The sequence below is a fragment of the Arthrobacter sp. MDT2-16 genome, assembly GCF_054510925.1.
This window is the reverse complement of record NZ_JBTNDP010000007.1, coordinates 54,447-78,423: the sequence shown is the minus strand read 5'-3', so window position 1 is coordinate 78,423 and position 23,977 is coordinate 54,447. Positions and strand designations below refer to the sequence as shown.

Below are 23,977 nucleotides of genomic sequence, written 5' to 3'. Positions count from 1 at the left end.
CAACCCCGACAGGGCGACGATAGCCTGTGCCAGGATCACCCATGCTCGCGCGCCGCGGCTAAAAAAACGCCTCACGCTCTCGACACGTCTGGGATAACGCGACCTGGGTTGCCGACGACGCTTGATCCGCTAGGGACGTCCTTCACAACCACCGCCATCGCTCCTATCTTGCAGTTTGACCCAACGCTAATCGCGCCAAGTACCTGCGCATAGGCTCCGAGGATGACATTATCGCCTAAAACTGGAGGCCCCGAAGCATCACGGGCTCCAATGGTCACTCCGTGTCTCATCGTAGCGTGTGTCCCAATAACGGCCTTCGGGTGAATTATGACCCCCCCGAAGTGATGTATCAGCAGACCCCCGCCGATGTCGGCGCCTCTAGGTATGTCGATACCAGTGACCAAGCGCACCACCGAGTAAAGAAGAAAATAAGCTGCGTGCGCTGGCCTTCGAACAAAAGCGGGTAAATGGTCGATCTTCCGACCGAATCGATACACCGCCACTGCCCAGATTGACGGTTGCGTTAGCCAAGCTCGGCGCTCGTACCGCTGTAGGTCTTCTTGCCAGTCACTCATTGTGTCTTCCCTTGTACTCTTGGCAGGGCGGGCTTCACACCCGTCAACGCCCTTTCAGACCGACGTAAGTAGCGAGTATCGACCGAAGTGAACGGCTGACACGGTGCCGAAGGCGACTGCGCAGACGCAGAAGCCGGCCCAGTTTGAGAACGGTTCTCTGTACTTCAGCGGCCTCCAAGGCTATTTTGTTTGAGTCTTTTTCCGAGAGCCCCCCAAGCTCGAACTTTGCGACAAAGCTGTCTAGGTAGGCAACATCAACTCCAGAATTCATGAGACGCGCAGTGAAGTCATAGTCGGCCGAAACCCGGAAGTGGTCGTTGTATTCAGTTGCCCTCGCCAAATCTCCAGGGTAAAAGATCGCTTGATGCGAGGTGGGTAGTCCGTGCCTGATATAGGAGGTAGGTCTTGGCCGACGCGGGATAAGCTTCCCAGCGGCATCTAGATAGAATCCAGCAAAGATCAGCCTACCGCGGTTCTCCGACAAGCAACTAGTTAGTTGTCCGAAGTCGTCAGTCGAGCACTCGTCGCCGCCATTGAGGAACCACAGAAAATCACCAAGCGATCGACTTATTCCTTTATTCATCCCGTCATAGATACCGTCGTCGGGTTCTGACACAATGTCCGCCCAGGGAAAGTCATTGCTTAGATTATCGAGCTCTTGCAGGCTCAAACGTCCGCCATCGACTACTAAGACCTGCACATCTTTACCAAAAACGTCCACCAAGTCCTTTATAGACGCTAAAGTTCGATTAAGGCCACCGAAGTCATTGAATGTTACTGTGATTATTGACAGCAGTGGATTGCGTGGGTTTTCCAGTGGTATCTACCATCCTGTTATTCCGAATTGCGATGATCAAAAGGGCAATGGTCAAGCCGAATTCGGGCGCCATTACCGCGCCTGAGAATGCGAAGGAGCCAAACAACCAAACTTTAGCCACCCAGGTCTCATCCAATCGGTCTCCAGATTTGAAAACGCTCACGGCTGTGTGGACAAATGCAATGAGAACCGCAGCCATTCCAATCCAGCCGAAGTAGTAGACGAAGATATAATAGCCGTTATCGAGCGATGTAGCAGACACGCCGGCCATGAACAAATCATAGGTTGCAATTGTTTCTTGAACTGATCCAAGGGGTCTTCCGAGAGGATGTTCGCTCAGTACATCAATCAGCACCTGCAGGGGTGCCAAGAGCCGATAGTTGGCGCTTGATCCTTCAGTCCCTATAGTGCTCAGGCGCAGCAATAGGTACGAGCCCGAAAATAAGAGTACTACGACGACGGCGAGCACCGCTACTACTCGGACCAAGCCTCGGGATCTGACGAGGTATATAGAAACGATTGCCACTAGGAGAATCAAAGCTGTTGCGGATTGAGTCACAAGTAGGCCGGTCAAGACTAGGATGTAGGCTATCTTCATTCGATGCTTCAGGACGATGAGAAGCATCCCCAGCGACCCAATCACAAATGCGTTATACGATGGCTCCAGGTAGAACCCTTGAGCTCTTGGGAATTCTACGAGGCCGACCAAATGGTTGTAAGAATGGAAGTACTGCCGCGAGCCGAAAACATTGTAGAACGTAGAACTGCCCGTCTTGGCAAATGTTACCTGAGCCACAGAAAGGGCGACGATCAAAAGCAGCGTCACCAGCGCCCAATTTTTGAAGTTCCGACTGTGAATGACTTCGGAGCGAATACTGCCAAAACCAGAACATATCACGGCCGAGGTCAACAGGAAAAGCATCAAGGTCGAGACATACGCAGATCCGGAGGAATAGCCTGAAGACAGGGCAGCTAAGCCAGATAGAACAATGATCAGGCTCCAAGCCGCGCTTGTCGCAGCGTAGGTTGTTCGCCGCACCAGAACGAGAAGCAAGAACAATCCTGCGACAGTGCCCAGCGTCAATTCGTATGACCCGACGTGGACGAGTCTGAAGTGCTGAAATACAAGGAGGCAGAACAGCAGCGGCCCCGCGCTGGCCGTCATCATCCAGAGGCCTCTGCGAGTAGGCTCCGGTAAATCCTCAAATATTCCTCTACCATCCTGGTTGGAGCGAATGGGCCTGGGTTGCCGGAATGGGAAATTCCCTCCGTCAGCGGAAGCGCCGCCAGTTCGCAGAGGGTAGTGTGGCTCGACGCAATAACTACGCGTGGATGATTTGCGAATTCTCGGGCGGCGGAACTGTCAACAGCAAGGACCTCCAATCCGGCGGTCAGAGCTTCAGCGATGGTCAGAGGATAGTAATCAACGTCGGAGGTGAAAATGAGCCGATCGTGCTCGAGCATAGTCGTCGCAGTGAGAGCTCGATCAGAGGTCGCGGGTAGATGGCGAGTGGGATGTAGTTCCGATGGCAGATTGTCACCCATAATCGTAAGGCTCTGGTTCTCAATGCCTGCGACAGAGTTCAGTACTTCGATCGAAACCTTTTTCCTGTCCCGTAGGTCCCTGCACATGAACAGATTCCGCACTTCGTAACTGGAGGCTCTCGTACCTTCGCTAGCCGCATTCCAGAACGTTCGGTCGACGGAGTTCCTGATCGTATGAACGTTGTCGAAGCCTGCTGCTCGCGCCTCTGCCGCCAACCAGTCAGCACAAGCTACGAAGGCTGTTGGCAAGTGATCCTGGAGGTCCTGAATGAGTGCTCGACGGTCAATCCATCGCTGCGCGGCGTGGTCCACCCTGGCGGGTGGGTAGGCACCAAGGTCTGGGCACTTGCTACACCCCATCCTCCACAGCTGACAGCTAGCTGGCTGCGCGCAACGCCCCGTCATCGCCCACTGATCATGCAGCGTCCAAACTACAGGCTTTCCTGCTCGCTTCAGCAGGGAGAATAGCTGCTCTGTGTCAGCGAAGTAGCTGTGAATGACGTGTAGGTGCACTATGTCCGACGCGGCGACGGCGTGTGTCAATTCTTCCCACCTGCGGGAGCTTCTGAGCTTCGTCTCCGCGCCCAGAACTCCGTAGCTGGTGCGGTTCAAAGCCGCAATTGGACCCGGGGTAATCTGCAGCCCGGCGTACTCCTCCTCTAGTTGTGAGGCTTTTCCGCGGCGTCCATAGCCGTAGGCGAACGGACTCCTGACGCCCACCCGTCGCAGCTCATCTGCAAGGGTCCGCGCGACCCCTGCCGCGCCACCTTCCGAGAGCTTGGCGCTCACTTGTAGAACTTGTTGCATGAGACCTCGAGACCGCGCACCGCTTGATGCTGAGCGAATGAAGCTGCCGGTTGCACCCCCGCGAAGATCATAGGGTGTTTTCCCCGAGGTGTAGTGGCGCCGCGTAACTTACGAGCGGCGGCGGGGCGAACGGGCAGGAAACTAGCGCTCCTGCTACGCTCCCCAGATGGTCTCTTCGAAGGTTGACGTGCTGATCATTGGCATGCATTTCAGTCCTGAACCTTCAGGCAATGCTCCCTATACATCCGGTCTAGCAAGCGGATTGGTGGCTAGAAATTACGGGGTCAGTGTGGTGACTGGCTACCCGCACTATCCAGAGTGGAAGCGCCACGCAGGCTACTGCGGCTGGACTCGCAATGAAGTCATCAATAATGTTCCGGTCCTACGGCTCAATCACTACATACCCACTAAACCGAGTGGCTTGGCACGGCTTCTCATGGAGCTGTCGTTCGGTCTTCGGGTAGCACTCACGCGCTGGCGCTCGCCCCGAGCTGTCATCTTAGTAAGTCCCGCACTTTTCGCTACTGGTATTGCGCTCTTGCGCGCCCGCTTGTCCCGCAAGAAGGTTCCCGTTGTCATATGGGTTCAAGACCTTTACAGCCTAGGCATTGCTGAGACAAATACTTCAGGCTCGCTTGGCGCTCGATTCATGAAATGGATCGAATCCCGGATTCTTCGTTCGGCCGATGGAGTAGTTGTAATCCATGACCGCTTCCACGCCTATGTCACATCTCGGCTTGGGGTAAGCGACAAGCAGGTTGACGTCATCCGCAATTGGACGCATCTTGATCCATTCGTGCTCGCGGACCGCTTTACAACCCGCGCCTCATTCGGTTGGGAGGCCGATGATGTGATCGTACTTCATGCAGGAAATATGGGCGCTAAACAGGGCCTCGAGAACGTCGTGGAAGCAGCACGCATCGCGGAACAAAATGCACTACGCCTTCGGTTTGTCCTTCTGGGTGACGGCAACCAGCGGACAAGGCTGGAACATCTCGCTCAAGGTGTATCGACCATACGCTTTCTTGACTCACTCCCTGGCGTCCGCTTCCAGGAAGCCATTGCTGCGGCTGACGTTCTTCTAGTGAACGAGCTGCCTGGCGTGAAAGAAATGTCGGTCCCCAGCAAATTGACCTCATATTTCAGCTCAGGGGTGCCAGTGCTCGCGGCTACCGATGCCGGAAGCATCACGGCTGAGGAAATCGAGACCGCGCAGGCCGGCTTGCGAGTCGACGCGGGGAACCCGGCGGAGCTGGTGCGCGGCGCAGAGATACTGGCAGCGAACAAAGACCAGAGTCGCTTGTACGCGGAGAACGGCCGCCGCTTCGTGGAGGCTACGTTGTCCGAAGACCATGCAGTTGGCAAGTATGATCGGTATCTCACGCACCTAGCGGCCGGCTCTCAACCGGGATTGTGGCAGAGAAAGTCTGGGGAAAATCATGCCTAAGCGCGCGCTCATCACCGGAATCACGGGCCAGGACGGCTCTTATCTCGCCGAACTCCTGCTGCGGAAGGGCTATGAGGTCCACGGCCTAATCCGCCGGGCCTCCACCTTCAACACATCGCGCGTCGACCACCTATACGTAGACCCGCACGATCCGTCCGCCAAGTTGTTCTTGCACTATGGGGACCTCAGTGACGGCTCGCGCTTGGTAACTCTGCTGGCCGACATCAGACCCGACGAGGTGTACAACCTCGCCGCTCAGTCCCACGTGCGCGTCTCGTTCGATGAGCCTGAGCACACTGCGGACACCACCGGGATGGGCACCGTTCGTCTGCTGGAAGCGGTCCGCCTGGCCGGGATTGAGACGAAGTTCTACCAGGCGTCCTCGTCGGAGATGTTTGGCGCCACTCCCCCTCCCCAGAACGAGGACACCCCCTTCTATCCGCGCTCTCCCTACGGTGCCGCGAAGGTCTACAGCTACTGGATCACCAAGAACTACCGCGAGGCGTATGGCATGTACGCGGTGAACGGAATCCTCTTCAATCACGAGTCCCCTCGCCGTGGGGAGACCTTCGTGACGCGGAAGATCACCCGCGCAGTCGCCGCAATTAAGGCCGGCCAGCAGGACCACGTGTACATGGGAAACCTCGACGCCGTGCGGGACTGGGGTTACGCCGCTGAGTACGTCGAAGGCATGTGGCGCATGCTGCAGGCTGACGAACCCGAGGACTTCGTGCTCGCGACCGGCGGCAACTACACCGTGAAGGACTTCCTCCGGATTGCCTTCGAGCATGCGGGCCTTAACTGGGAGGAGCACGTCAAATTCGACGAACGCTACCTCCGTCCCACAGAGGTCGACGCCCTTGTGGGTGATGCGTCGAAAGCTGAGACGAAGCTCGGCTGGAAGGCCACCATCCACACCCCCGACCTTGCACGACTGATGGTTGACGCCGACATCGAGTCGCTGAAGCACGCCGGACGCAATTGGATCGACACCGTCGACCTCGACTGCTGGAAGGCTTGAGGTGACCGCCTTCACCCCCGGCCCGCTTGAGAGGGATGCCCCCTTCTATGTAGCCGGCCACCGCGGGCTCGTCGGCTCCGCGATCTGGCGCAAGCTCGAAGCAGAGGGCTTCACCAACCTCCACGGCCAGTCGTCCTCTGAGCTCGACCTCAAGGACCGGTCGGCAGTCTTCGCCTACCTGGCCCGGGTCAAGCCCCGCTACGTGGTGCTTGCTGCCGCGAAGGTGGGCGGCATCATGGCCAACAACACGTACCCCGTGGACTTCCTTACCGAGAACCTCCAGATTCAGGTCAACGTGCTCGATGCCGCTCGAGAACAAGGCGTGGAACGCGTCCTCTTCCTCGGATCGTCCTGCATCTACCCGAAGCTCGCACCACAGCCCATCCGTGAGGATTCGCTGCTCACCGGTCACCTGGAGCCTACGAACGACGCCTACGCGATCGCGAAAATCGCCGGCATCATGCACGTACAGTCCGTCCGTCGGCAGGACGGACTCCCCTGGATCTCGGCGATGCCCACCAACCTCTACGGCCCGGGTGACAACTTCTCGCCCCAGGGCTCGCACGTCCTCCCCGCACTCATCCGCCGGTACGACGAAGCCGTGCGCGATGGCATCCGCACTGTGATGAACTGGGGCACGGGGTCCCCGCGGCGCGAGTTCCTGCACGTAGACGACATGGCAGCGGCGTGCCTTCACCTGCTCGAGCACTACGACGGCCCCGAGCAGGTCAACGTGGGCACCGGCAGCGACGTCACCATCAAGGAGCTCGCGGGCATTGTGGCCGAGGCCGTGGGTTATGACGGCGCCATTGAGTGGGACACCACGAAGCCGGACGGCACCCCGCAGAAGCTGCTCGACGTCTCCAAGCTCACGGACGCCGGCTGGACTGCCGGCATCTCACTCGCCGATGGCGTCCGCGACACGGTGGAGTGGTACCGCTCACATCGCGCCGAGGTGCGTAGCTAGACTCGGCACGGACTCTTCGCCCATCTCCGGGCCCCGCCACCTGAGTTCATGGCGTACACGGCATTGAATAAGCATCTAGAGAGGTCTCCTTTGGAGCTGAGCGATTACCTTCGGATCCTGCGGCGTAACTGGCTGCTGATCACCGTGTGTGCCATCGTCGGGTTGCTTATCGGAGCCGTGGCGTCTTTCGCCGTCCGGCCCACGTACACCGCCCAGACAAAGCTTTTCGTGGCGACGCAGAACTCGGGCAGCGTGCAGGAGCTGCAGCAGGGCAACACCTTCACGCAGGCGCGCGTGCAGTCCTACGTGGAGACGGTGACCGAGCCGATCGTCCTGCAGCCTGTGGTCGATTCGCTCGGTCTCGATATCCCTCCGGGTGAGCTCGCAAGCAAGGTTACGGCCACCGCGGACCTGAACACCGTGATCATCACGATCGCCGTCGATGACAGCTCACCCGTACAGGCCGCAGCGATCGCCCAAGCCACGGCGGAGAGCCTCGTGCAGTCCGTCGACGGACTGGAGAGCACCGAAGACGGCGGCGGATCGCCCGTCAACCTCACCGTCATCACCCCTGCGACTGCACCATCCCAACCTTCCGCTCCGAACACGAAACTGAACCTGGCGCTCGGCCTGCTCGTCGGCCTCGCGCTCGGCGTCGGCACCGCCGTCCTCCGCAGCACACTGGATACCCGCGTACGCGGGGAGGCAGATCTGCGCCGGGTCTCCGACACGCCGATGCTCGGAGGCATTTCGTTCGACATGGACGCGCAGAAGAAGCCTCTCCTCACGCAGGTGCCGGGCCAGAGCCCACGCGCCGAGTCCTTCCGGCAGATACGGACGAATCTGCAGTTCGCCCAAGTCAGCCACAAGTCCAAGGCTGTGCTCGTCACGTCTTCCCTTCCCGGTGAAGGCAAGAGCACCACGGCCACGAACCTCGCCATCGCCATTGCTCAGTCCGGTCAGTCGGTTGTGCTCGTGGACGCCGATCTTCGACGACCTCGCGTGGATGAGTACCTCGGCCTGGAACGCAACGCAGGCCTCACCACCGCGTTGATCGGCCGGGCCGATGTCGAGGACCTTCTGCAGCCGTGGGGCACCGACGAACTGTACATCCTGACCGCGGGGCAAATCCCGCCGAACCCCAGTGAGCTGCTCGGGTCCGACGCTATGAAGCAGTTGATTACCCGGCTCGAGCAGAAGTTCGATGCCGTCATCATCGATGCTCCTCCGCTCCTGCCCGTTACAGACGCAGCAGTGCTTGCCCAGCAGGTTGGCGGAGTGGTCCTCGTGATCGGGTCGTCCAAAGTGAAGCTCCCCGATCTGCAGAAGTCCTTGGGGAATCTGAGCATGGTGAACGCGGATTTGCTCGGCGTCGTCATCAACTTGTTGCCGACGAAGGGCCCCGACGCCTACTCGTACAGTTACTACTCCTACGAGTCCCATCCCGAAACGCATCTCGCGGAGAGTGATTCTCCGGCCCCAGTCCCGGTTGCGAACCGGCTGAAGAAATCGTTCGACGAAGTGCTCGGCCTGCAACCGCCATCGACACGCCGTCCGGCACACGAGTAGATGCTGCGCAACGCTCCCGTCATGGGGAAGGAGCAGAGCGTGGGACGACCTCTCACCTGGATGAGGCGCTACCCTAGGCGCCTCTCGATCATCGACGCCATCGTGGTGCTCTGGGCCACAGCCGGCGCTTTCCTGATTCGATTCGGGCTGGCCGACGACACGGGCACTGAATCGCTGCGGACATATGCCCTGTTCACCCTGGTGCTCAGCATTATCTGGTGGATCATGTTAGGGGCTTGGGACTCCCGGAGCCCGCGTGTACTCGGATCCGGTGCCGAGGAGTACAAGCGGGTCTTCTCCGCCTCCCTCTGGTTGTTCGGCCTGATCGCAATCCTCTCCTACGCATTCCGGTACGACACAGCCCGCGGTTACGTGGGGCTCGCGCTTCCCGCGGGCGTGATCGGTCTCCTGGTGGCACGGTGGATGGTCCGCCAGATCCTCAGTACGGAACGTCGCCACGGCAAGAGCACGTCCCAGATCCTTATTGTGGGAGGCGCTCCTGCTGTCGACCACCTTGCCACGTCACTCCGCAGGAACCCCCTAGCGGGCTACAAGCCCGTTGGGGCGTATATAACAAGCGACCACAGTGGGCTTCTGCGTACAAACCCTGAATTGCCGGTCGTGGGAGCGGGCTCGGATGTCAACTCGATCCTCGATGCCATTGAAGCGTCCAGCGCTGATTCCGTCGCCGTCTCCGCGGGGTCGAACCTCGACCCGGAGGTCCTGCGCCGACTCGGCTGGGCGCTTGCTGCCCGCGAGACGCGTCTGATACTGGCCCCCGCGCTGACTGACGTCGCTGGCCCACGAATCCACACCCAGCCTGTAGCCGGGCTGCCGCTCGTTCATGTATCGACACCCAAGCTGACGGGCGGATCGCGCGTTCTCAAGCGCCTCTTCGACATCACCGGAAGTGCTGCACTGCTGATCGCCCTCTCCCCCGCGCTTCTCGTCCTCGCCGTCCTGGTCAAGCTGACCAGCCCCGGCCCCGTTCTCTACACCCAGGAACGCATCGGCGTAGGGGGCACGACCTTCAGGATGTTCAAGTTCCGTTCCATGAAGCAGGACGCCGACGCGCAGCTCGCCTCGCTCCTCGCATCGCAGGGAAGCGCGGACAAGCCCCTGTTCAAGGTGAAGGACGACCCACGGATCACGAGCGTGGGCAAGGTGCTGCGCAAGTACTCGCTCGATGAACTTCCCCAGCTCTTCAACGTTCTGCGCGGCAGCATGAGCCTCGTGGGTCCGCGACCGCAGCGCGCCGGGGAAGTGGCACTGTACGACGACGCTGCCCATCGGCGCCTCTACGTCAGCCCCGGCATGAGCGGTCTCTGGCAGGTGAGCGGCCGTTCAAACCTCACGTGGGAGGAGTCCATCAAGCTGGATCTCTATTACGTGGAGAACTGGTCGCTGATGCAGGACATCGTCATCCTTCTCAAGACGTTCAAGGCAGTTTTCGCAAGTCACGGCGCTGTCTGACCTTCAGCTTTCATCCGCGCCTCTGTTCGGGCGCCACCCGATAGGACCCTGAGTGACACCGAGTAGCGGCACGGCAGCAGGACCAGTAGACCCTATGAGCACCCACACCCAGAGTTCGCACGCTCGCGGTAGGTCCTTGATGCGACGTGTTCTGCTGGGCGCGGGTATCGCCCTTCTTATTCTCGCCGTGTGCGGAGGATGGCTCGCGTTCCGGGCTGTTCAGGTCAAGCAGAACCTTGAGTCGGCGATGGCGCTCATTCCGACCTTGCAGGAGCAGGTGACCACACGTGACCTTCCCGCCGCGAACGAGACGACAAACGAACTGCAACGTCGAACAACTGCCGCTCGCGACGCCGGCACGGATCCTTTATGGACAGCGGCAGGACTGATCCCGTTCATTGGGCAGAACTTCAGCGCGGTCTCCGAAGTGACGGTGTCCGCCGATGACGTGGTGAATCGCGCGGTCGCTCCTATGGTCGACAAGTTTGCCGCTCTGGATTGGAAGACCCTAACCCCTACCGACGGACGCATCGATACAGCTCCCCTCGCAGATATCGCTCCAACGCTGGCGGCAGCAGCCAAGACGGTGGACCTTTCCTACGGCCGCCTTGAGGGAATTGATCAGGAGGAGTTGCTGCCGCAGATCGCCGGTCCGCTGCAGGACGCCGTCGCGGCGCTCGACGAAGTGCGCGGGCCTATCAACGACGCCTCCCGCGCCGGGCAACTTCTTCCCTCCATGCTGGGTGCCGATGGTTCCCGCAACTACCTGGTGCTGGTGCAGAACAGCGCGGAAGTCAGGGCAACGGGCGGCATCCCGGGAGCGCTTGCGGTACTCACTGTCGAGGACGGACGAATCTCCCTGACCGATCAGGGCAGCGCTACCGATCTAGGAAGATTCTCTCCTCCGCTCGCTGTGGATGCGGAGCAGGAGCAGATCTTCTCCTATCGCATGGGCGCCTTCATGCAGAGCGTCAACCTCACACCAGACTTCCCTACTGCTGCGTCCACGGCGCAACGGATGTGGCAGGACCGCCACCCGGACTCCCGCATCGACGGGGTGATCGCCATCGATCCCGTGGTGCTGGCCAACATTCTGAAGGCCACCGGCCCGGTGGAGCTCGGTGAGTTCGGCGATCCTGCGGTCGACGCCCTCCTGGCGCAAACCCGGTTGCCCACCGCGCTCGACGCTACCAATGTTGTGCCGACCCTTCTCTCGGATGTCTATGCCCAGATCGAGGAGCCATCCCTGCAGGACGCGTACTTCGCGGCCGTCGCCGGAAAGGTGTTCGGGGCCTTGACCGATGTACAAGGGGACGGCACCCAGCTCGTCGAAGCGCTGGTCACCAGCGCACAGCAGGAACGCCTGTATCTCTGGTCGGCATCGTCGGAGGAGCAGGAACTCCTGGCCCAGACCCACCTCGCTGGAGCCGCCCTCGGTCCCACCGTGGGTGGAGCCGCGTTCGGCGTGTACTTCAATGACGCCACCGAAGCGAAGATGGACTACTACATGCGCCGCACGGTGCAACTCGTGAGGAGTTGCACCGGGGACGGGTACTCGCTGTATACGGTCAGGGTGACGCTCACCAACACCGCACCGGCCGATGCAGATATCAGCATGCCAAACTATGTTCTTGGCGCCGGTGCTTCCGGCGTAGAGCGTGGGCGAGTGAAGACCAACACTGTCAGCTACGGCCCAGCACAGGCGCGCCTGCAGGAGGCGCGAATCGACGGCACCGATGTGCCTCTGGGGTCCTTCGCGCACGGCAACCGGCCCGTGGGCATCCTCACGACAGATCTCGGCCCCGCCGAGACCGCGACCCTGGAAATCGACTTCTCCAAGGTGGTGCAGGAAACTGAGCCGGTTCTGGACGTCACTCCAACCATTCAGGATCGTGCTGACGTGGTACTGGCGACCGACGGAACGCTGTCTTGTGCCTGAAGCACCTTGGGTGGTGCAATCCGCCCACCTGAGCGGGAGTGAGCGAGCTCCAGGTTAACAGTGGGTTACATCGCCCGATTTGACCCCTCATCCCTTCCCCTACTTGCTTCTTGTTGCTACCTTCTGAGTAGAGGTACTTCCCGCTTTACGTAGTAAATACGCAAGATTCGAGTAGCCCGCGTAATTGCTATAGGGTGTGGGAAGTTGACTCAGGGCAGTTGGGGAACGATCGCCCGAGCACTTCGCTAGATTTTTACCCGTCTCACTTTTCTTTCTTTTGGGGAGCCACCATGCGCAAGACCGCCTCTATCCTGGCCATCGCCGGATCTATCACACTCCTTGGAGCAGGTGCGGCGCAGGCCAACACCCTGAACGACGCCCGCTACGGCGGCGCTGATAGCGCCACCGTCAGCGATGGAACCATCGCTCCGGGCGAAGCGGTGGTCTTCAGCGTCACCGGCGGCGTCTTCGATCCCAATGAGGCGATCCGCTTCACCGTGGACCGCACCAATGCCACCCCGTCGGCTGCCGGCTTCGGCGCCGGTGGAGCTGCCTCCGCCCGCGGCGGCCTCATTGTGCTCAACCAGATCATCCTCGACGAGATCAAGTACGCCGATGGCAATGGCAACTTCTCCACCACCGTCACGCTGACGGAAGAGGGCGTCTACACGCTGACCGCGGCTGCCGTCGACGGCTCCCCCGCTCCGATCTCGCAGACCGTCGTCGTCGACTCCGACTACGCGACCAGCACGGGAACCACCGGCGGTACGACGGGCGGCACCACGGGCACCTCCGGTGGAACCACCACGGGCACCACCGCGACCAAGGGCGGCCTCGCCAACACCGGTATCGATTCCGCCATGGTCCTCTGGGGCGCAGCGGGTATCGGCGCCCTCGGCCTGGGCGCCGGCAGCATCGTTGTTGCACGCCGCCGCTCCGCCGAGGCGTAACAACCCGTAGTTTCGGGTAGTACGAGGCCGGGCCGGAGCAATTGCTCCGGCCCGGCGTCGTAGTACTCCATCAAGCTTCGGTCAGGTTGCCCTGAATCCGGAGAAAAGGGGCCAGCGGCAGCTGGGGACGGAATCTCGGTCTCAAGAAGACTCCTATGCCGCTGGCCCCGGTTCCGGGACCCGCCTTCACTCGGGTGAGGGCACCAGCCCTTCTGCTGGAGCATTCCTGCCCAACGAATGCAACATTACGGACTCGCGCGGACCTCACCACCAGTACGGATAACTCGCTTTTCCGCCGCGATTACCTGCGTAGCCCGGTTGAAGTACCTGCCCTCCACCCCCCGACTACTTGCTATCCCGTCGGGTGTCACCGTTGCTCCTGGTCCCCGGCGAATTCGGCGGCCAGTTCCTCCCGTGTGGTGATGCCGAGCTTCCCGTAGATCCGGTACAGATGCCCCTCGACCGTCCGCGTCGACAGGACGAGAATCCGCGCGATCGACCGGTTGGTTGCCCCCTCCGCGGCGAGCTTCGCGATCTCGCGTTCACGGGACGTCAGCTCGTGCGCACTGCGGAGATCTCCCTCCTCGTGAACGGGCATCCCCTCCAGGAGGGATTGCCGCCGGCGCATGGCGCGCAGGGCCACCCGCCGCGCCCTCACATCCCCCTTCTCCGCGTACAGGCGCATCGCCCTGGCCGAGGCGTCCGCCGCGAGCGGCATCTTCTGGATGCCCTCGGCCTTGTCCGCGGCTGTGAGCAGGGCATCCGGATCCGCGGCGGTCAGCGCGTGTGCGTATTGCGAGAGGACCTGCGCCTCCGCACCCTCGAAGGTATCGGCGAGCTCGGCGAGACGCCACGCGCTCGCGGTGTCCCCGAGTTCCAACAGGAGCTCCAGGACGTCCTTCTCGCATGCGGGGAAGGGAGCGGACTCGGCGGCATCGGCGACGTCGTGGAGCGCGGTCAGGTCGCGGCCCGTCTCTGCACCATTGGATGTGGCAGCGGCGAGGAATGCACGGCCGAGCACCAGCTGCGCGCGGCTGCCGGTGGTCGCCACGGCGCTGAACTCCTGCTCGAAGCCGCGCGCGGCGTCCTTCTCCCCCACCGAGTGCGCGGCCCAGGCGGCGACGCCGAGCGCATACGGCAGCAGCATCTCCGTGTCCGTCTGACGCAGTGCCGCGAGGGCGGGCTCGAGGATACGCAGCGCCGTGCGGAACCGGCCACGGCGGACCTCCAGGAAGGCCTGCAGTGTGGGTAGCGCGCCGCTGAGGTAGCTGAGATCGACGAGGGGTTGCCCGCGGTACTCGTCCAAAACCTGCGTGGCCGTGGAGTAGTCACCCGAATGGACGAGCGCACTGGCGTACTGGGCCACGACGGGCGCCCGGAGGTGCTCGAGACTCCCACGGGAACGGTTGACCTCGTCGAGGGCCGACCTCAGTTCTGCAAGGGCGGAATCCCACGCTCCATGCGCTCCCTCGATGACGCCGCGGAATGTGGACACCAGCACGGGTATGTGGGCGGCGGGCGGTTGGTCCGCGAAGGACACCGAGCGGTCGAGGGCATCCAGCTCTCCGCCGGCGGCGGCGAGCTGCCCTTCGAGGACCCAACCGAGCACGTGCAGCAGCCTCAGGTCCTCCCGGGCGGCCTCCGCGCCTTCCGCCGTCGTCTCCTCAGCCTGGTCCGCTCCCGATGGGGCGGCGTAGAGACGTTCCGCGCAGGCGTCCGCGATGGCGTGCACCATGCCGGGGGCATCGCCACGCCGCACGCAGGCGAGCGCCTTGAGGTCCGCGGCCTCCACCAGAGTGGCCTCCGCGGCCGGACCGGCCAGCACCTGGTCGAGCATCGCGATGGCCACCGCATACTCCCCCAGGACCACCCGAACCCGCGCCTCCTCGACCGTCGCGGCGGCGTCACCCGCCTCGATGCGCGCGGCCCCTGCGAACCGCAGCGCGGATTCCGGCCGTGAGACGTAGGCCGCGATCCTGGCGGCGTCCAGCAGGACCGGGGCCGGGACCGCCACACCGGCGTCGAGCGCCCAGTTCAGGTATTCGATGCGCCCGTCCTGGAGGGCGGGCAGCACCACGTCCTCGTCGAAGACCTGGCGGCGCAGCTCCGCACTCCTGCCGGCCGGGACCAGCGCCCGCATGACGCGCGTCATCATGGGATGAGTGACCCGCAGCGGGTCGGTGGGTGCGCCCGGATTGCGCAGCAGCCCGCGGCGCAGGAGCTGCTGGGCCACGACGTCCTCCTCGATCCGCGCCAGCCTCGACGGGCTCAGCCCGCCGCTGAGGGCGACGGCCTCGAACGCGCTGCGTTCCTGCTCGCTGAGCCCCTGGAGCAGCGTCTTGGCGAGATCCATCAGCGGCGGGCCGGGCGGGTGGAAGCGACCGGAGAGGCACCACACGCCGTCGCGCAGGACGAGCTCGCCCGTGGCGGAGGAATGGTTGAGCAGGGCCCGCAGCATGAGGGGATTCCCGGCGCTCTGGCGGGCGAAGTAGGCCTCCGCCCCCCGGGTCATCGGCCCACCCAGCACCGCTTCGCACAGCCTGCCGGCGTCGGTGTCGGTGAGGCCCGTGATGTCCACGCGGCTGATGAAGCCGTCCGTATAGAGGGAGAACAGCTCGCCCGAGCGGGGCGGGATCCCGTTGGAGAAGAGGACCACCTTGATGGTCCGGGAGATCACCAGCTGGGTGAGGATGTGGCTGCTGTCGTCGTCGAGGAACTGGGCGTCGTCGACCACCACCACGGCGTCACGCCCCTGGGACGCCTCCCGCAGGTATGCGACGAGGATCCGGAGGACGGACAGGGACGACTCGAGCGCCTGCGGCGTGGCGTGCGAGAGGTACGCGCCGAGCGCCCCGTAGGGCACCTCGGCGAGGCCCTCGGTGGCTCGGATCACGAAGCTCCGCTTGTGGTGACCGTCGATGATCGGCACCAGGCGCCGGGCCACGGCGCTCTTGCCCACACCGGTCTCGCCGATGACGAGCGCGCCGTGCAGGTCCGGGTGGGTCAGGGTATGGACGATCGCACCCAGGATCCGCTCGACACCCACAAGCGGAACCTGGCCGTCCTCACGGGGGATCACTGCAGCGGGGTGGGTAGGAGTTCGGCCAGCTGCAACCGGGAGGAGACGTGCAGCTTCGAGTAGATCTGGTACAGGTGACCCTCGATGGTGCGCACGGAGACGCACATGATCTCGGCGATCTCCCGGTTGGCGTACCCGCCCGCGGCTAGCTGCGCGATCTCGCTCTCACGCGGCGTGAGACTGTCCAGCTGCGACATGGGACCGCCGGCCGTCTCGATGACGAGGACCTGCCGTGCCCGCTGCTGCACCTCGCGCACCGTGGACTTGTTGCCCAGGGCCTGGGCCGCGTTCAGGGCGGACCGCGCGGCGTCGCGCCCGAAGTTCTGGTCGCCGCCTGCCGCCGCCAGCTCCATGGCCTGCAGCAGGACCTCCGCGTCCCGGTAGCCGATGCCCTTCGCGAACATCTCGCTGAGGCGGGCGAACGGCCCCTGTACCCGGGCGGCGACGTCGGACAGCTCGGCGAGCGCTCCGGTGTTGCCGAGGCGTACCGCGCTCGTGAACGCGGACAGCTCGAAGAGCGAGGCTCCACGCTCCCGGTCCCGCTGTCCCAGGACCTGCAGCTGCTGGGCGGCGGTGGCCTTCGCCTCCCGCAGCCCGAGGCTGGAGAGCTGCAGCTGGGCCGCCATCCGGCGCACCGTCCAGGGCACGCCCGGGGCGGGTTCCGCGTGCACGAGGAACGGGATGGCGTCCTGGACGTTGCGGGACATGGTGTGGCAGTAGGCGATCGCCGCGGCGGCGACCGGCAGGAGGCGGTGGGGATCGCTGACCCGGAGCTGGCGGAACGCCGGGGTGAGGAGCCCCAGGGCGTCCTCGGGCTGCCCGTAGCGGGTGAGGACGAGTCCCAGGGAGAGCTGCACGGCGGACCCGCGGTGCGCCACCTCGCTGTCCCCGACGTCGAGCCCGAGGCGCCGCGCACCGCCGGCCCAGCTCCCGGAGGCGCTGTAGACGATGGCGAGGCGGAGGTACGCCACTTCCCGCGTGCGGTGGCTCACGGTGTCGTGGCGCAGCCTGTCGGCGATGTCGTCGGCGAGCTGGAGGGCGTCGAGCTGGCTCTCCAGCATGGCCCACGCCTCGCACAGGAGCACGTCCGTGCGGATCTTCTGGTCCAGGCCGAGGGGGTAGGACGCCCCCTGCAGGGACAGCACCAGGTCACGGGAACGCGCGAACTCGCCGTCCAGCGAGGCCAGGTCTGCCCGGGTCATCACGATGTCGGCGTGCAGCGCGGCCCGCTCCTCGCCGTCCTCCAGCGCGCCGACGAGCTCCTCGGCCTGCCCGAGGGGTTCCTCGCCGGTGAGGCCCAGGAAGTTGCGCAGGACGGCGTCGGCCAGGTGGAGCTGCACGGCGTCGGCCGGCGCCGCCTTCTCCAGCAGCGGCGCGGCGAGCGAGAGGGCGTTCGCCGCGTCCTCGAACCGGCCGGCGTCGGTGAGCGCCCAGACGCGTTCGGCCGCGACGGCCGCCGAGGAGCGGTGGAGTTCGTGGGTCTCGGTGAACTGGACGGCGTCACAGTACCGGCCGGCATTGCGTGCCGACCGCGCGGCGGCGAGGCACAGTCCGGTGGGGACGGACTCATGGCAGCGGAGCAACCAGCGGGCGTGCCGCTCGGGGTCGAGGGCGTCCATCAGGGTGGTGTCCCCGGCCAGCCGCTCGTACAGCTCACGGGAGCGCTGCACGGAGAGGGACTCGGCGGCACCCTCCGCCAGGACGGCGTTGGCGAGTTCCGCGTACTCCTGCATGCCGTGCCGGACGGCGACCAGCCCGGCGGACTGCAGGCTGTCCATGGCGGCGCTGCCGGCGAGGCCGTGCGCACTGGCCAGGGGAAGCCGGCCGGCGAGGGCCAGGGTGTGGGCGACGTCGCGCTCCGCACTCGGGAGCCCGTCCACGAGGGCGAGGGCTGCCTCGGCGATCTCGGTGGGCACGGGGGTGGTGCCGGGCAGGAGCACCCAGGTGCCGTCCTGCTGGACGATCCGCCGTCCGCGCAAGGCCCGGGTTGCGGCCTGCAGGAAGCGTGCGTTGCCGCCGCTCATCTTGAGGAGCAGGTGGACACACTCCACGCTGACCGGCCCCTCGAGCTCGGCCTCGAGGAAGGCCCGGGCCTCGGCGGTGGTGAAGGGCGCGAGGTCGAAGCGCCTCAGGGAGCCCTCACGCCAGAGCGAGGCGAACATGGGGTCGGCGGCGGTGAAGTCCTGCGAGGTCAGCATCACGCTGGCGGTGCCGTTGAGCACCAGCTGCGTGATCAGGGCCGCGGAGGACGCATCGAGGTACTCGATGTTGTCCACGGCCAGGACCACGCGGCGTCCGCGTGCCTGGAAGTTCAGCAGTTCGGCGACGGCCTGCAGCACCATCACGGGGTGGTCCACCACGTCCGCCTCGAGCTCCGAGAGCAGGAAGTTCACCGGGCGGAACGCCTGGTGGCTGGAGCCCTTGGAGCCCCGGATGCGGATGACGAGCAGCTCCGCGGCCTGGGACGTCAGCGCCTGCTGCATGATGGCGGTCTTGCCGACGCCCGCGTCGCCCACCAGCACTGCCCCGACCGATCCGGCGGAGAGCAGGGCCTCCTCGACCGCGGCGACGACGTCCTCGCGGCCGACGAAGAACGGAGCCTCTGCCAGCCGGCTCATGGCAGCACCGCGGTGCGGTCGGCGGGGCGGAGTGGCGGGGTGATCGTGATGCCAAGGAGATGCAGATCCATCGGACTACTTCCTGGATTCGAAGAATGTGTGGTTCCCCATGAGCCTAGGAAGGCTGCCCACCGCCTACACGAGTAGCACTTACTGGAGTTCCACGCCACCTACTCGCATTACACCCGAGTAGTTCCGGTAAGGGTACTTGCGAATCCCGCAATTATTACCTGCCATGCGAGTGCTACACTACTCGCCTCTCATGTGGCCTTCTGTCAGGCGTTGCCGTCGAACAGGCTGGTGACCGAGCCGTCGTCGAACACCTCGCGGATCGCGCGGGCGATCAGTGGCGCGATGGACAGCACCGTCAGCTGCGGGAAGCGCTTCTCCGACGGGATGGGCAGCGTATTGGTGACCACCACCTCGCGGGCACCCGATTCGGCGAGGCGACGGGCCGCCGGGTCCGAGAAGACCGCGTGCGTCGCCGCGATGATGACGTCCTTGGCGCCGGCGTTCTTCAGCACCTGCACGGCACCGGAGATCGTTCCGCCGGTGTCGATCATATCGTCGATGAGCACGCAGGTTCGCCCCTCCACCTGGCCCACCACCTGCTTGGAGACCGCCTGGTTGGGCACCGTGAGGTCGCGGCTCTTGTGCACGAAGGCCAGCGGTGCGCCGCCGAGGCGCTCGGCCCACTGCTCCGCGACGCGCACGCGCCCGGTGTCCGGGGAGACCACGGTGACGTTGTCGGCGTCGACCCGTGACCTGATGTAGTCCGCCAGGAGCGGGATGGCCATCAGGTGGTCCACGGGCCCGTCGAAGAAGCCCTGGATCTGCGAGGTGTGCAGGTCCACGGACATGAGCCGGTTGGCGCCGGCGGTCTTGTAGAGGTCGGCCACGAGGCGCGCGGAGATGGGCTCGCGGCCGCGGCCCTTCTTGTCCTGGCGCGCGTACGGGTAGAACGGCGAGACCACGGTGATGCGCTTGGCCGAGGCACGCTTGAGGGAGTCCACCATGATCAGCTGCTCCATGAGCCAGTTGTTCAGCGGAGCAGGGTGCGCCTGGATGACGAAGACGTCCGTCCCGCGCACGCTCTCCCCCGAGCGCACGTAGATCTCACCGTTGGCGAAGTCGTAGGCGGACACCGGCAGGAGCTCGGTGCCGAGCCACTGCGCGATCTCCTCGGCCAGTTCGGGGTGCGCACGTCCGGAGGCGAGGACGAGTTTCTTCTCGCCGCGTGCGGTGATCTCGCTCATGCGTGGGTGCTCTCTTCTGTGGTTGTGCCGTCGGGGGTGGTGCTCTGGGAGGCGGCTGCTGCTGCCGCGGAGTCCGGGCGCTTCTTGGAGACCCAGCCGTCGATGTTCCGCTGGGGCGCGACGCTCAGGGCGAGGGAGCCGGCGGGCACGTCCTTGCGGACCACCGCGCCCGCGCCGGTGTAGGCGCCGTCGCCCACGGTCACCGGGGCCACGAAGACCGTGTTGGAGCTGGTGCGCACGTGCGAGCCGATGGTGGTGCGGTGCTTGTTGACGCCGTCGTAGTTGGCCGTGATGTTGCCGCAGCCGATGTTGGTGTACTCGCCGATCTCGGCGTCGCCCGCGTAGCCCAGATGGGAGAGCTTGGAGCCGCGGCCGATCGTCACGTTCTTGGTCTCGTAGAACGCGCCGATCTTGCCCTCCTCGCCCAGGACGGTACCCGGGCGGAGGTAGGTGAAGGGGCCCACGCTGGCACCGGCGCCGATACGGGAGCCGCTGCCGTGCGTGCGCACCACGTGGGCGGCCTCGCCGACCGTGACGTCGGTGAGGGTGGTGTCGGGTCCGACGACGGCGTCCCTCGCGATCCGGGTGCCGCCGTGCAGCTGCGTGTTGGGCAGCAGCGTGACGTCCTCCTCGAGGACCACGGTGGAGTCGATCCACGTGGTGGCCGGGTCCACGACGGTCACGCCCGCACGCATCCACCCCTCCACGACGCGGCGGTTCAGTTCGGCGCCGAGCGCGGACAGCTGCACGCGGTCGTTGGCGCCCTCCACCTGCCAGCGGTCCGCGAGGACGACGGCGGCGACGCGCCCTCCTCCTGCACGGGCGATCGCGACGACGTCCGTGAGGTACATCTCGCCCTGGGCGTTGGCGGTGTCCACGTGGGTCAGGGCGTCCCTCAGGACGGCGGCGTCGAACGCGTAGATGCCGGAGTTGACCTCCCGGATGGCATGCTGCTGGGGCGAGGCGTCCTTGTGCTCGACGATCGCCACCACGGTGCCGTCGTCGTGCCGCTGGATGCGGCCGTAACCCGTGGGGTCGTCCAGGACGGCGGTGAGGACGGAGACTGCGTTGCCGTCGCCCTGGTGGACCGCGACGAGTTCGGTCAGGGTCTCGGGCGTCAGCAGGGGGACGTCGCCGTACGTCACCACGATGGTGCCGGTCAGCTGCTCCTGGGCGCGTGCGTCGAGTGCCTCGAGGGCCACCTGCACGGCGCGGCCGGTACCGGGGACGTCGTCCTGGTCCACGAGGACGGTGTCCGCGTCGAGGACGGCCACGTGCTCGGCGACGCGGTCACGCTCGTGGCGGACGACGACGGCGAGCTCGCGGGGGTTCACGCCGCGGGCGGCATGCAGCGCGTGGCCGATCATGGACAGGCCGCCGATGGCGTGCAGGATCTTGGGGGTACGGGACTTCATCCGGGTGCCCGCGCCGGCGGCGAGGACGATCACCGCGGCGGGCGCTGCCTGCGCTTCCTGCGTGTGTGCAGCGGCGATCGATCCGTCTTGGTTGCTCATGAAGAAGCGCTCCTAGCTTTAGCCGACCGGCGGTCCGGGATCCTGACCCGATCGGCCGAGGACTGTCCCTGTTCCGCCCATAGGATTCGAACCTATACTCCACAGCTCCAAAGGCTGGGGTGCTGCCGTTACACCAGGGCGGACCGCGAGCACGCCCAGCCGCCGGCGGAGCATGTACGCACGGTGTACTAGTTTGCCATGCCGGGGAGGAGGGGGCGACCCGGCCGCCACTCCCCGCCGGCTTGCCGCCACTCGCCTGCACCCTGCCGCCGTCGCCCCGCCACCACTCGCCGTCGTTCCTCCTTTTTGCGCCGGACCGGCCGGGCGTCCCGCTTGTTTCCGGTGTGGCACGCACTCGGGTGATCGACAACATGGAACGACGGTCGCTGCGCAGCAGGAGGACCGATGTCTGGTCGGCTCTTCGTCGCCTCGTCGCCCTCCGTCCCCCCACCGCCGTCGGCTTGCCGTCACTCGCCGTCGTTCCAGCTTCTTACGCCGCACCGGCCCGGCGTCCCGCATGGTTCCTGTGCGGCACGCACTCAGGTGGTCGCAAGCATGGAACGACGGTGGCTGCTGGACCGGGCACCGATGCCCAGTCCCTGCTCAGCCCCGCGTGTTCACATGCGGCGCTATCGGGCCCCGCCTCTGACAGAACCGGCATCTACTGCGGGGGTGACTCTGGAAACAACGCTGGCATTTCTCGGAGGGGCGGCACCCACCCACGTCCTGCGCTCACGAGGGGTCAGCCAATGGGAGATCAACCGTGGGGTGGACGACGGCCGCGCCCTGCGCATCCGCCGAGGAGTGCTGGCACTGCCGGACACCCCACCCGAATTGGTCACAGCCGTCCGTGAGCACGCCCGGCTCACCTGCATCTCGGCTGCGACCTACTACGGACTGTGGCGGGTCCGCGAGCCGGAGGAGGTGCACCTGAGTCGGCTGGAGAGGACTGCCGCCGACTGCGTGAACCATTGGTCCCGGTCAGTGGCCGCGCATGAGCGTCTTCCGGTGGTCGGGCTCGCCGATGTGCTGGTGCACGTGCTGCAGTGCCGGCCCGAGGAGGAGTCGGTCGCCATGGTCGAGTGTGCTCTGAGGCTCGGGCGCCTGGACAGCGGTGTCCTCGAGGCGCGGCTACGGGGTCGCCGGAATGGGAAGGCACGCGCCGCGTTGGCGAAGGTCGAGTGCTCGGCGGATTCGGCGATCGAGGTCGTCGCACGGTTGCTCCTCCGGGGCGCGGGCCTCCAGGTCCGCCCACAGGTGCAGATCCCAGGGGTAGGCCGAGTGGACTTCCTCGTCGAGGGCTTCCTGGTGGTCGAGATCGACGGTGCGGCCTACCACTCCGACCGGCGATCGTTCCGGCGCGACAGGCTGAGGAACAACGCGGCCGTCGCCTCGGGGTACACCGTCCTCCGCTTCACCTACGAGGACGTCATGTTCTATCCCCAGGAGCTTCTTGCCCTGGTGCTGAAGGTCCTCGCCGGTCCTCGGGTCCGGTGACGACCCTCCATCGTTCCTGACTTCTGGGCCGTCGTTCGCGGAACGGACCCGTGGTCCACCCGCGGACGCTGGTAGCTGTGCCCACAACCTGGAACGACGGATGCCGCAGGTCCCCGACAGCCTGAGAAAGGAAGCACGACGCCCGCGTCGTGTCTCCGTCGGCGCCCGGCCGGCGGGCGCACCGGATCCGGCCGCCTCACCGTGGAAGCGTTGTGGGCCGCGCACGGCAGGGCTAGATTAGCGACCATGCGTCCTCCCCGGCCAGAGATGTCCAACGCGGTCCCGCCTCCCAACATGGTGAAGCAGGAGCCGCCCCGACTGCTCCGGATAGCCGGCGGTCTGTGGCTGCTCGGAGTGTTGGCCGGAGTGGCGGCGATCGTCCTGGCCGTCCTCGACCGGGAGAACCTTCTGACGGACCTGCAGGACACCGCGTTGACCATCGACAGCCAGGCAGCCGTGGAGGACGCCGAGCAGGTAGCCCTGATCGCCTTCTGGGGCACCCTCGGGGTGTTCGCCGCGGTGCTGCTGATCACGGCGCTGCTGGTTCCGCCGCTGCTCCGCGGACGTGGCTGGATCCGCTGGACCCTCGCGACGATCCTCGTCCTCGATGCCGGCGCTGTGCTCCTCGTCCAGGCGTTCCTAGAGACCGACGCCGGCGGATTCCAGTCGGTGCCCCAGCTGGCCGTCCTGCAGCTCGCCCTCGCGTTCCTCGCGCTGGTGCTGACGCTGCTGCCGCCGGTCTCGCGCTGGTTCAAGGGACCCCACCTGGTCCAGTGACCCCGACCGGCCTCGCACCGGTCCGGGCGACACTCCCTAGTGCAGTGGCCCCACGGCCGGTCTCGCGCTGGTTCAGGACACCTCAACCTGATGCATTGACCGCCGGTCGGCGCACCCCTCACGAAC

General features: G+C 64.8%; 17 protein-coding genes and 1 tRNA gene. 9 read left to right on the top strand and 9 right to left on the bottom strand.

What is annotated here, in order from left to right; genetic code table 11:
- Window positions 1-71 precede the first annotated feature (71 nt).
- From ACX80N_RS13145 to ACX80N_RS13130, 4 genes are all read right to left on the bottom strand, one after another.
- Complete coding sequence (locus ACX80N_RS13145) at window positions 72-290, bottom strand: serine O-acetyltransferase (protein ID WP_459339859.1); 219 nt, start codon at window positions 288-290, stop codon at window positions 72-74.
- Window positions 291-618: 328 nt separating this feature from the next.
- Window positions 619-1,308 carry a glycosyltransferase gene (locus ACX80N_RS13140; RefSeq protein WP_459339858.1) on the bottom strand — a complete coding sequence of 230 codons (690 nt, stop codon included), beginning with the start codon at window positions 1,306-1,308 and terminating at the stop codon, window positions 619-621.
- Window positions 1,309-1,339: 31 nt separating this feature from the next.
- Complete coding sequence (locus ACX80N_RS13135; RefSeq protein WP_459339753.1) at window positions 1,340-2,560, bottom strand: hypothetical protein; 1,221 nt, start codon at window positions 2,558-2,560, stop codon at window positions 1,340-1,342.
- Window positions 2,557-3,726 carry a glycosyltransferase gene (locus tag ACX80N_RS13130; RefSeq protein ID WP_459339752.1) on the bottom strand — a complete coding sequence of 390 codons (1,170 nt, stop codon included), beginning with the start codon at window positions 3,724-3,726 and terminating at the stop codon, window positions 2,557-2,559. Before ACX80N_RS13130 ends, ACX80N_RS13135 begins: the two co-directional genes overlap by 4 nt.
- A 184-nt stretch (window positions 3,727-3,910) precedes the next feature.
- Between ACX80N_RS13130 and ACX80N_RS13125 the strand changes: the two genes are divergently transcribed.
- The 7 genes from ACX80N_RS13125 to ACX80N_RS13095 all read left to right on the top strand — a co-directional run bounded on the left by ACX80N_RS13125 (window position 3,911) and on the right by ACX80N_RS13095 (window position 13,110).
- Window positions 3,911-5,191 (top strand): glycosyltransferase family 4 protein, encoded by a 1,281-nt coding sequence (locus tag ACX80N_RS13125; protein ID WP_459339751.1) that lies wholly within the window; start codon window positions 3,911-3,913, stop codon window positions 5,189-5,191.
- The gene (gene gmd, locus ACX80N_RS13120) at window positions 5,184-6,212 is read left to right on the top strand and encodes a GDP-mannose 4,6-dehydratase (protein WP_459339750.1); all 1,029 of its coding nucleotides are present in this window, start codon (window positions 5,184-5,186) and stop codon (window positions 6,210-6,212) included. Before ACX80N_RS13125 ends, gmd begins: the two co-directional genes overlap by 8 nt.
- A gap of 1 nt (window position 6,213) precedes the next feature.
- The gene (locus tag ACX80N_RS13115) at window positions 6,214-7,179 is read left to right on the top strand and encodes a GDP-L-fucose synthase family protein (protein WP_459339749.1); all 966 of its coding nucleotides are present in this window, start codon (window positions 6,214-6,216) and stop codon (window positions 7,177-7,179) included.
- Window positions 7,180-7,227: 48 nt separating this feature from the next.
- Window positions 7,228-8,748, top strand: coding sequence for a tyrosine-protein kinase domain-containing protein (locus ACX80N_RS13110; protein ID WP_459339748.1), 1,521 nt, complete (start codon window positions 7,228-7,230; stop codon window positions 8,746-8,748).
- A 39-nt stretch (window positions 8,749-8,787) separates the two neighbouring features.
- Window positions 8,788-10,221: a sugar transferase gene (locus tag ACX80N_RS13105; protein ID WP_459339747.1), complete on the top strand. Its 1,434-nt coding sequence runs from the start codon at window positions 8,788-8,790 to the stop codon at window positions 10,219-10,221.
- 94 nt (window positions 10,222-10,315) lie between these two features.
- A complete protein-coding gene (locus ACX80N_RS13100; protein WP_459339746.1) occupies window positions 10,316-12,160 on the top strand; it encodes a DUF4012 domain-containing protein in 1,845 nt (614 codons plus the stop codon).
- A 290-nt stretch (window positions 12,161-12,450) separates the two neighbouring features.
- Window positions 12,451-13,110: an LPXTG cell wall anchor domain-containing protein gene (locus ACX80N_RS13095; RefSeq protein WP_459339745.1), complete on the top strand. Its 660-nt coding sequence runs from the start codon at window positions 12,451-12,453 to the stop codon at window positions 13,108-13,110.
- A gap of 367 nt (window positions 13,111-13,477) precedes the next feature.
- Here ACX80N_RS13095 and ACX80N_RS13090 read toward each other — a convergent pair whose 3' ends face one another.
- From ACX80N_RS13090 to ACX80N_RS13070, 5 genes are all read right to left on the bottom strand, one after another.
- Entirely contained in the window at window positions 13,478-16,156 is a 2,679-nt protein-coding gene (locus ACX80N_RS13090; protein ID WP_459339744.1) for a helix-turn-helix transcriptional regulator, read from the bottom strand.
- Between the two features lie 29 nt (window positions 16,157-16,185).
- On the bottom strand, window positions 16,186-18,807 hold the full coding sequence (locus ACX80N_RS13085; RefSeq protein WP_459339743.1) for a LuxR C-terminal-related transcriptional regulator: 2,622 nt from the start codon (window positions 18,805-18,807) through the stop codon (window positions 16,186-16,188).
- A 275-nt stretch (window positions 18,808-19,082) separates the two neighbouring features.
- Window positions 19,083-20,063: a ribose-phosphate diphosphokinase gene (locus ACX80N_RS13080; RefSeq protein ID WP_105031403.1), complete on the bottom strand. Its 981-nt coding sequence runs from the start codon at window positions 20,061-20,063 to the stop codon at window positions 19,083-19,085.
- Window positions 20,060-21,577 carry a bifunctional UDP-N-acetylglucosamine diphosphorylase/glucosamine-1-phosphate N-acetyltransferase GlmU gene (gene glmU, locus ACX80N_RS13075; protein ID WP_459339742.1) on the bottom strand — a complete coding sequence of 506 codons (1,518 nt, stop codon included), beginning with the start codon at window positions 21,575-21,577 and terminating at the stop codon, window positions 20,060-20,062. The genes ACX80N_RS13080 and glmU overlap by 4 nt, the downstream gene beginning before the upstream one ends.
- A gap of 71 nt (window positions 21,578-21,648) precedes the next feature.
- Window positions 21,649-21,720: transfer RNA gene (locus tag ACX80N_RS13070), tRNA-Gln, on the bottom strand.
- A gap of 529 nt (window positions 21,721-22,249) precedes the next feature.
- Here ACX80N_RS13070 and ACX80N_RS13065 point away from each other — a divergent pair.
- On the top strand, window positions 22,250-23,074 hold the full coding sequence (locus ACX80N_RS13065) for a DUF559 domain-containing protein (RefSeq protein WP_459339741.1): 825 nt from the start codon (window positions 22,250-22,252) through the stop codon (window positions 23,072-23,074).
- A 294-nt stretch (window positions 23,075-23,368) separates the two neighbouring features.
- Window positions 23,369-23,851, top strand: a complete 483-nt coding sequence (locus tag ACX80N_RS13060) for a hypothetical protein (protein ID WP_459339740.1) — start codon at window positions 23,369-23,371, stop codon at window positions 23,849-23,851.
- Window positions 23,852-23,977: the final 126 nt, after the last annotated feature.

Coding starts and splice junctions, on each gene's coding strand:
- ACX80N_RS13145 (WP_459339859.1), bottom strand. CDS start 290: ATGAGACACGGAGTGACCATTGGAGCCCGTGATGCTTCGGGGCCTCCA.
- ACX80N_RS13135 (WP_459339753.1), bottom strand. CDS start 2,560: ATGATGACGGCCAGCGCGGGGCCGCTGCTGTTCTGCCTCCTTGTATTT.
- ACX80N_RS13125 (WP_459339751.1), top strand. CDS start 3,911: ATGGTCTCTTCGAAGGTTGACGTGCTGATCATTGGCATGCATTTCAGT.
- gmd (WP_459339750.1), top strand. CDS start 5,184: ATGCCTAAGCGCGCGCTCATCACCGGAATCACGGGCCAGGACGGCTCT.
- ACX80N_RS13110 (WP_459339748.1), top strand. CDS start 7,228: ATGGCGTACACGGCATTGAATAAGCATCTAGAGAGGTCTCCTTTGGAG.
- ACX80N_RS13100 (WP_459339746.1), top strand. CDS start 10,316: ATGAGCACCCACACCCAGAGTTCGCACGCTCGCGGTAGGTCCTTGATG.
- ACX80N_RS13095 (WP_459339745.1), top strand. CDS start 12,451: ATGCGCAAGACCGCCTCTATCCTGGCCATCGCCGGATCTATCACACTC.
- ACX80N_RS13085 (WP_459339743.1), bottom strand. CDS start 18,807: ATGAGCCGGCTGGCAGAGGCTCCGTTCTTCGTCGGCCGCGAGGACGTC.
- ACX80N_RS13080 (WP_105031403.1), bottom strand. CDS start 20,063: ATGAGCGAGATCACCGCACGCGGCGAGAAGAAACTCGTCCTCGCCTCC.
- glmU (WP_459339742.1), bottom strand. CDS start 21,577: ATGAGCAACCAAGACGGATCGATCGCCGCTGCACACACGCAGGAAGCG.
- ACX80N_RS13060 (WP_459339740.1), top strand. CDS start 23,369: ATGGTGAAGCAGGAGCCGCCCCGACTGCTCCGGATAGCCGGCGGTCTG.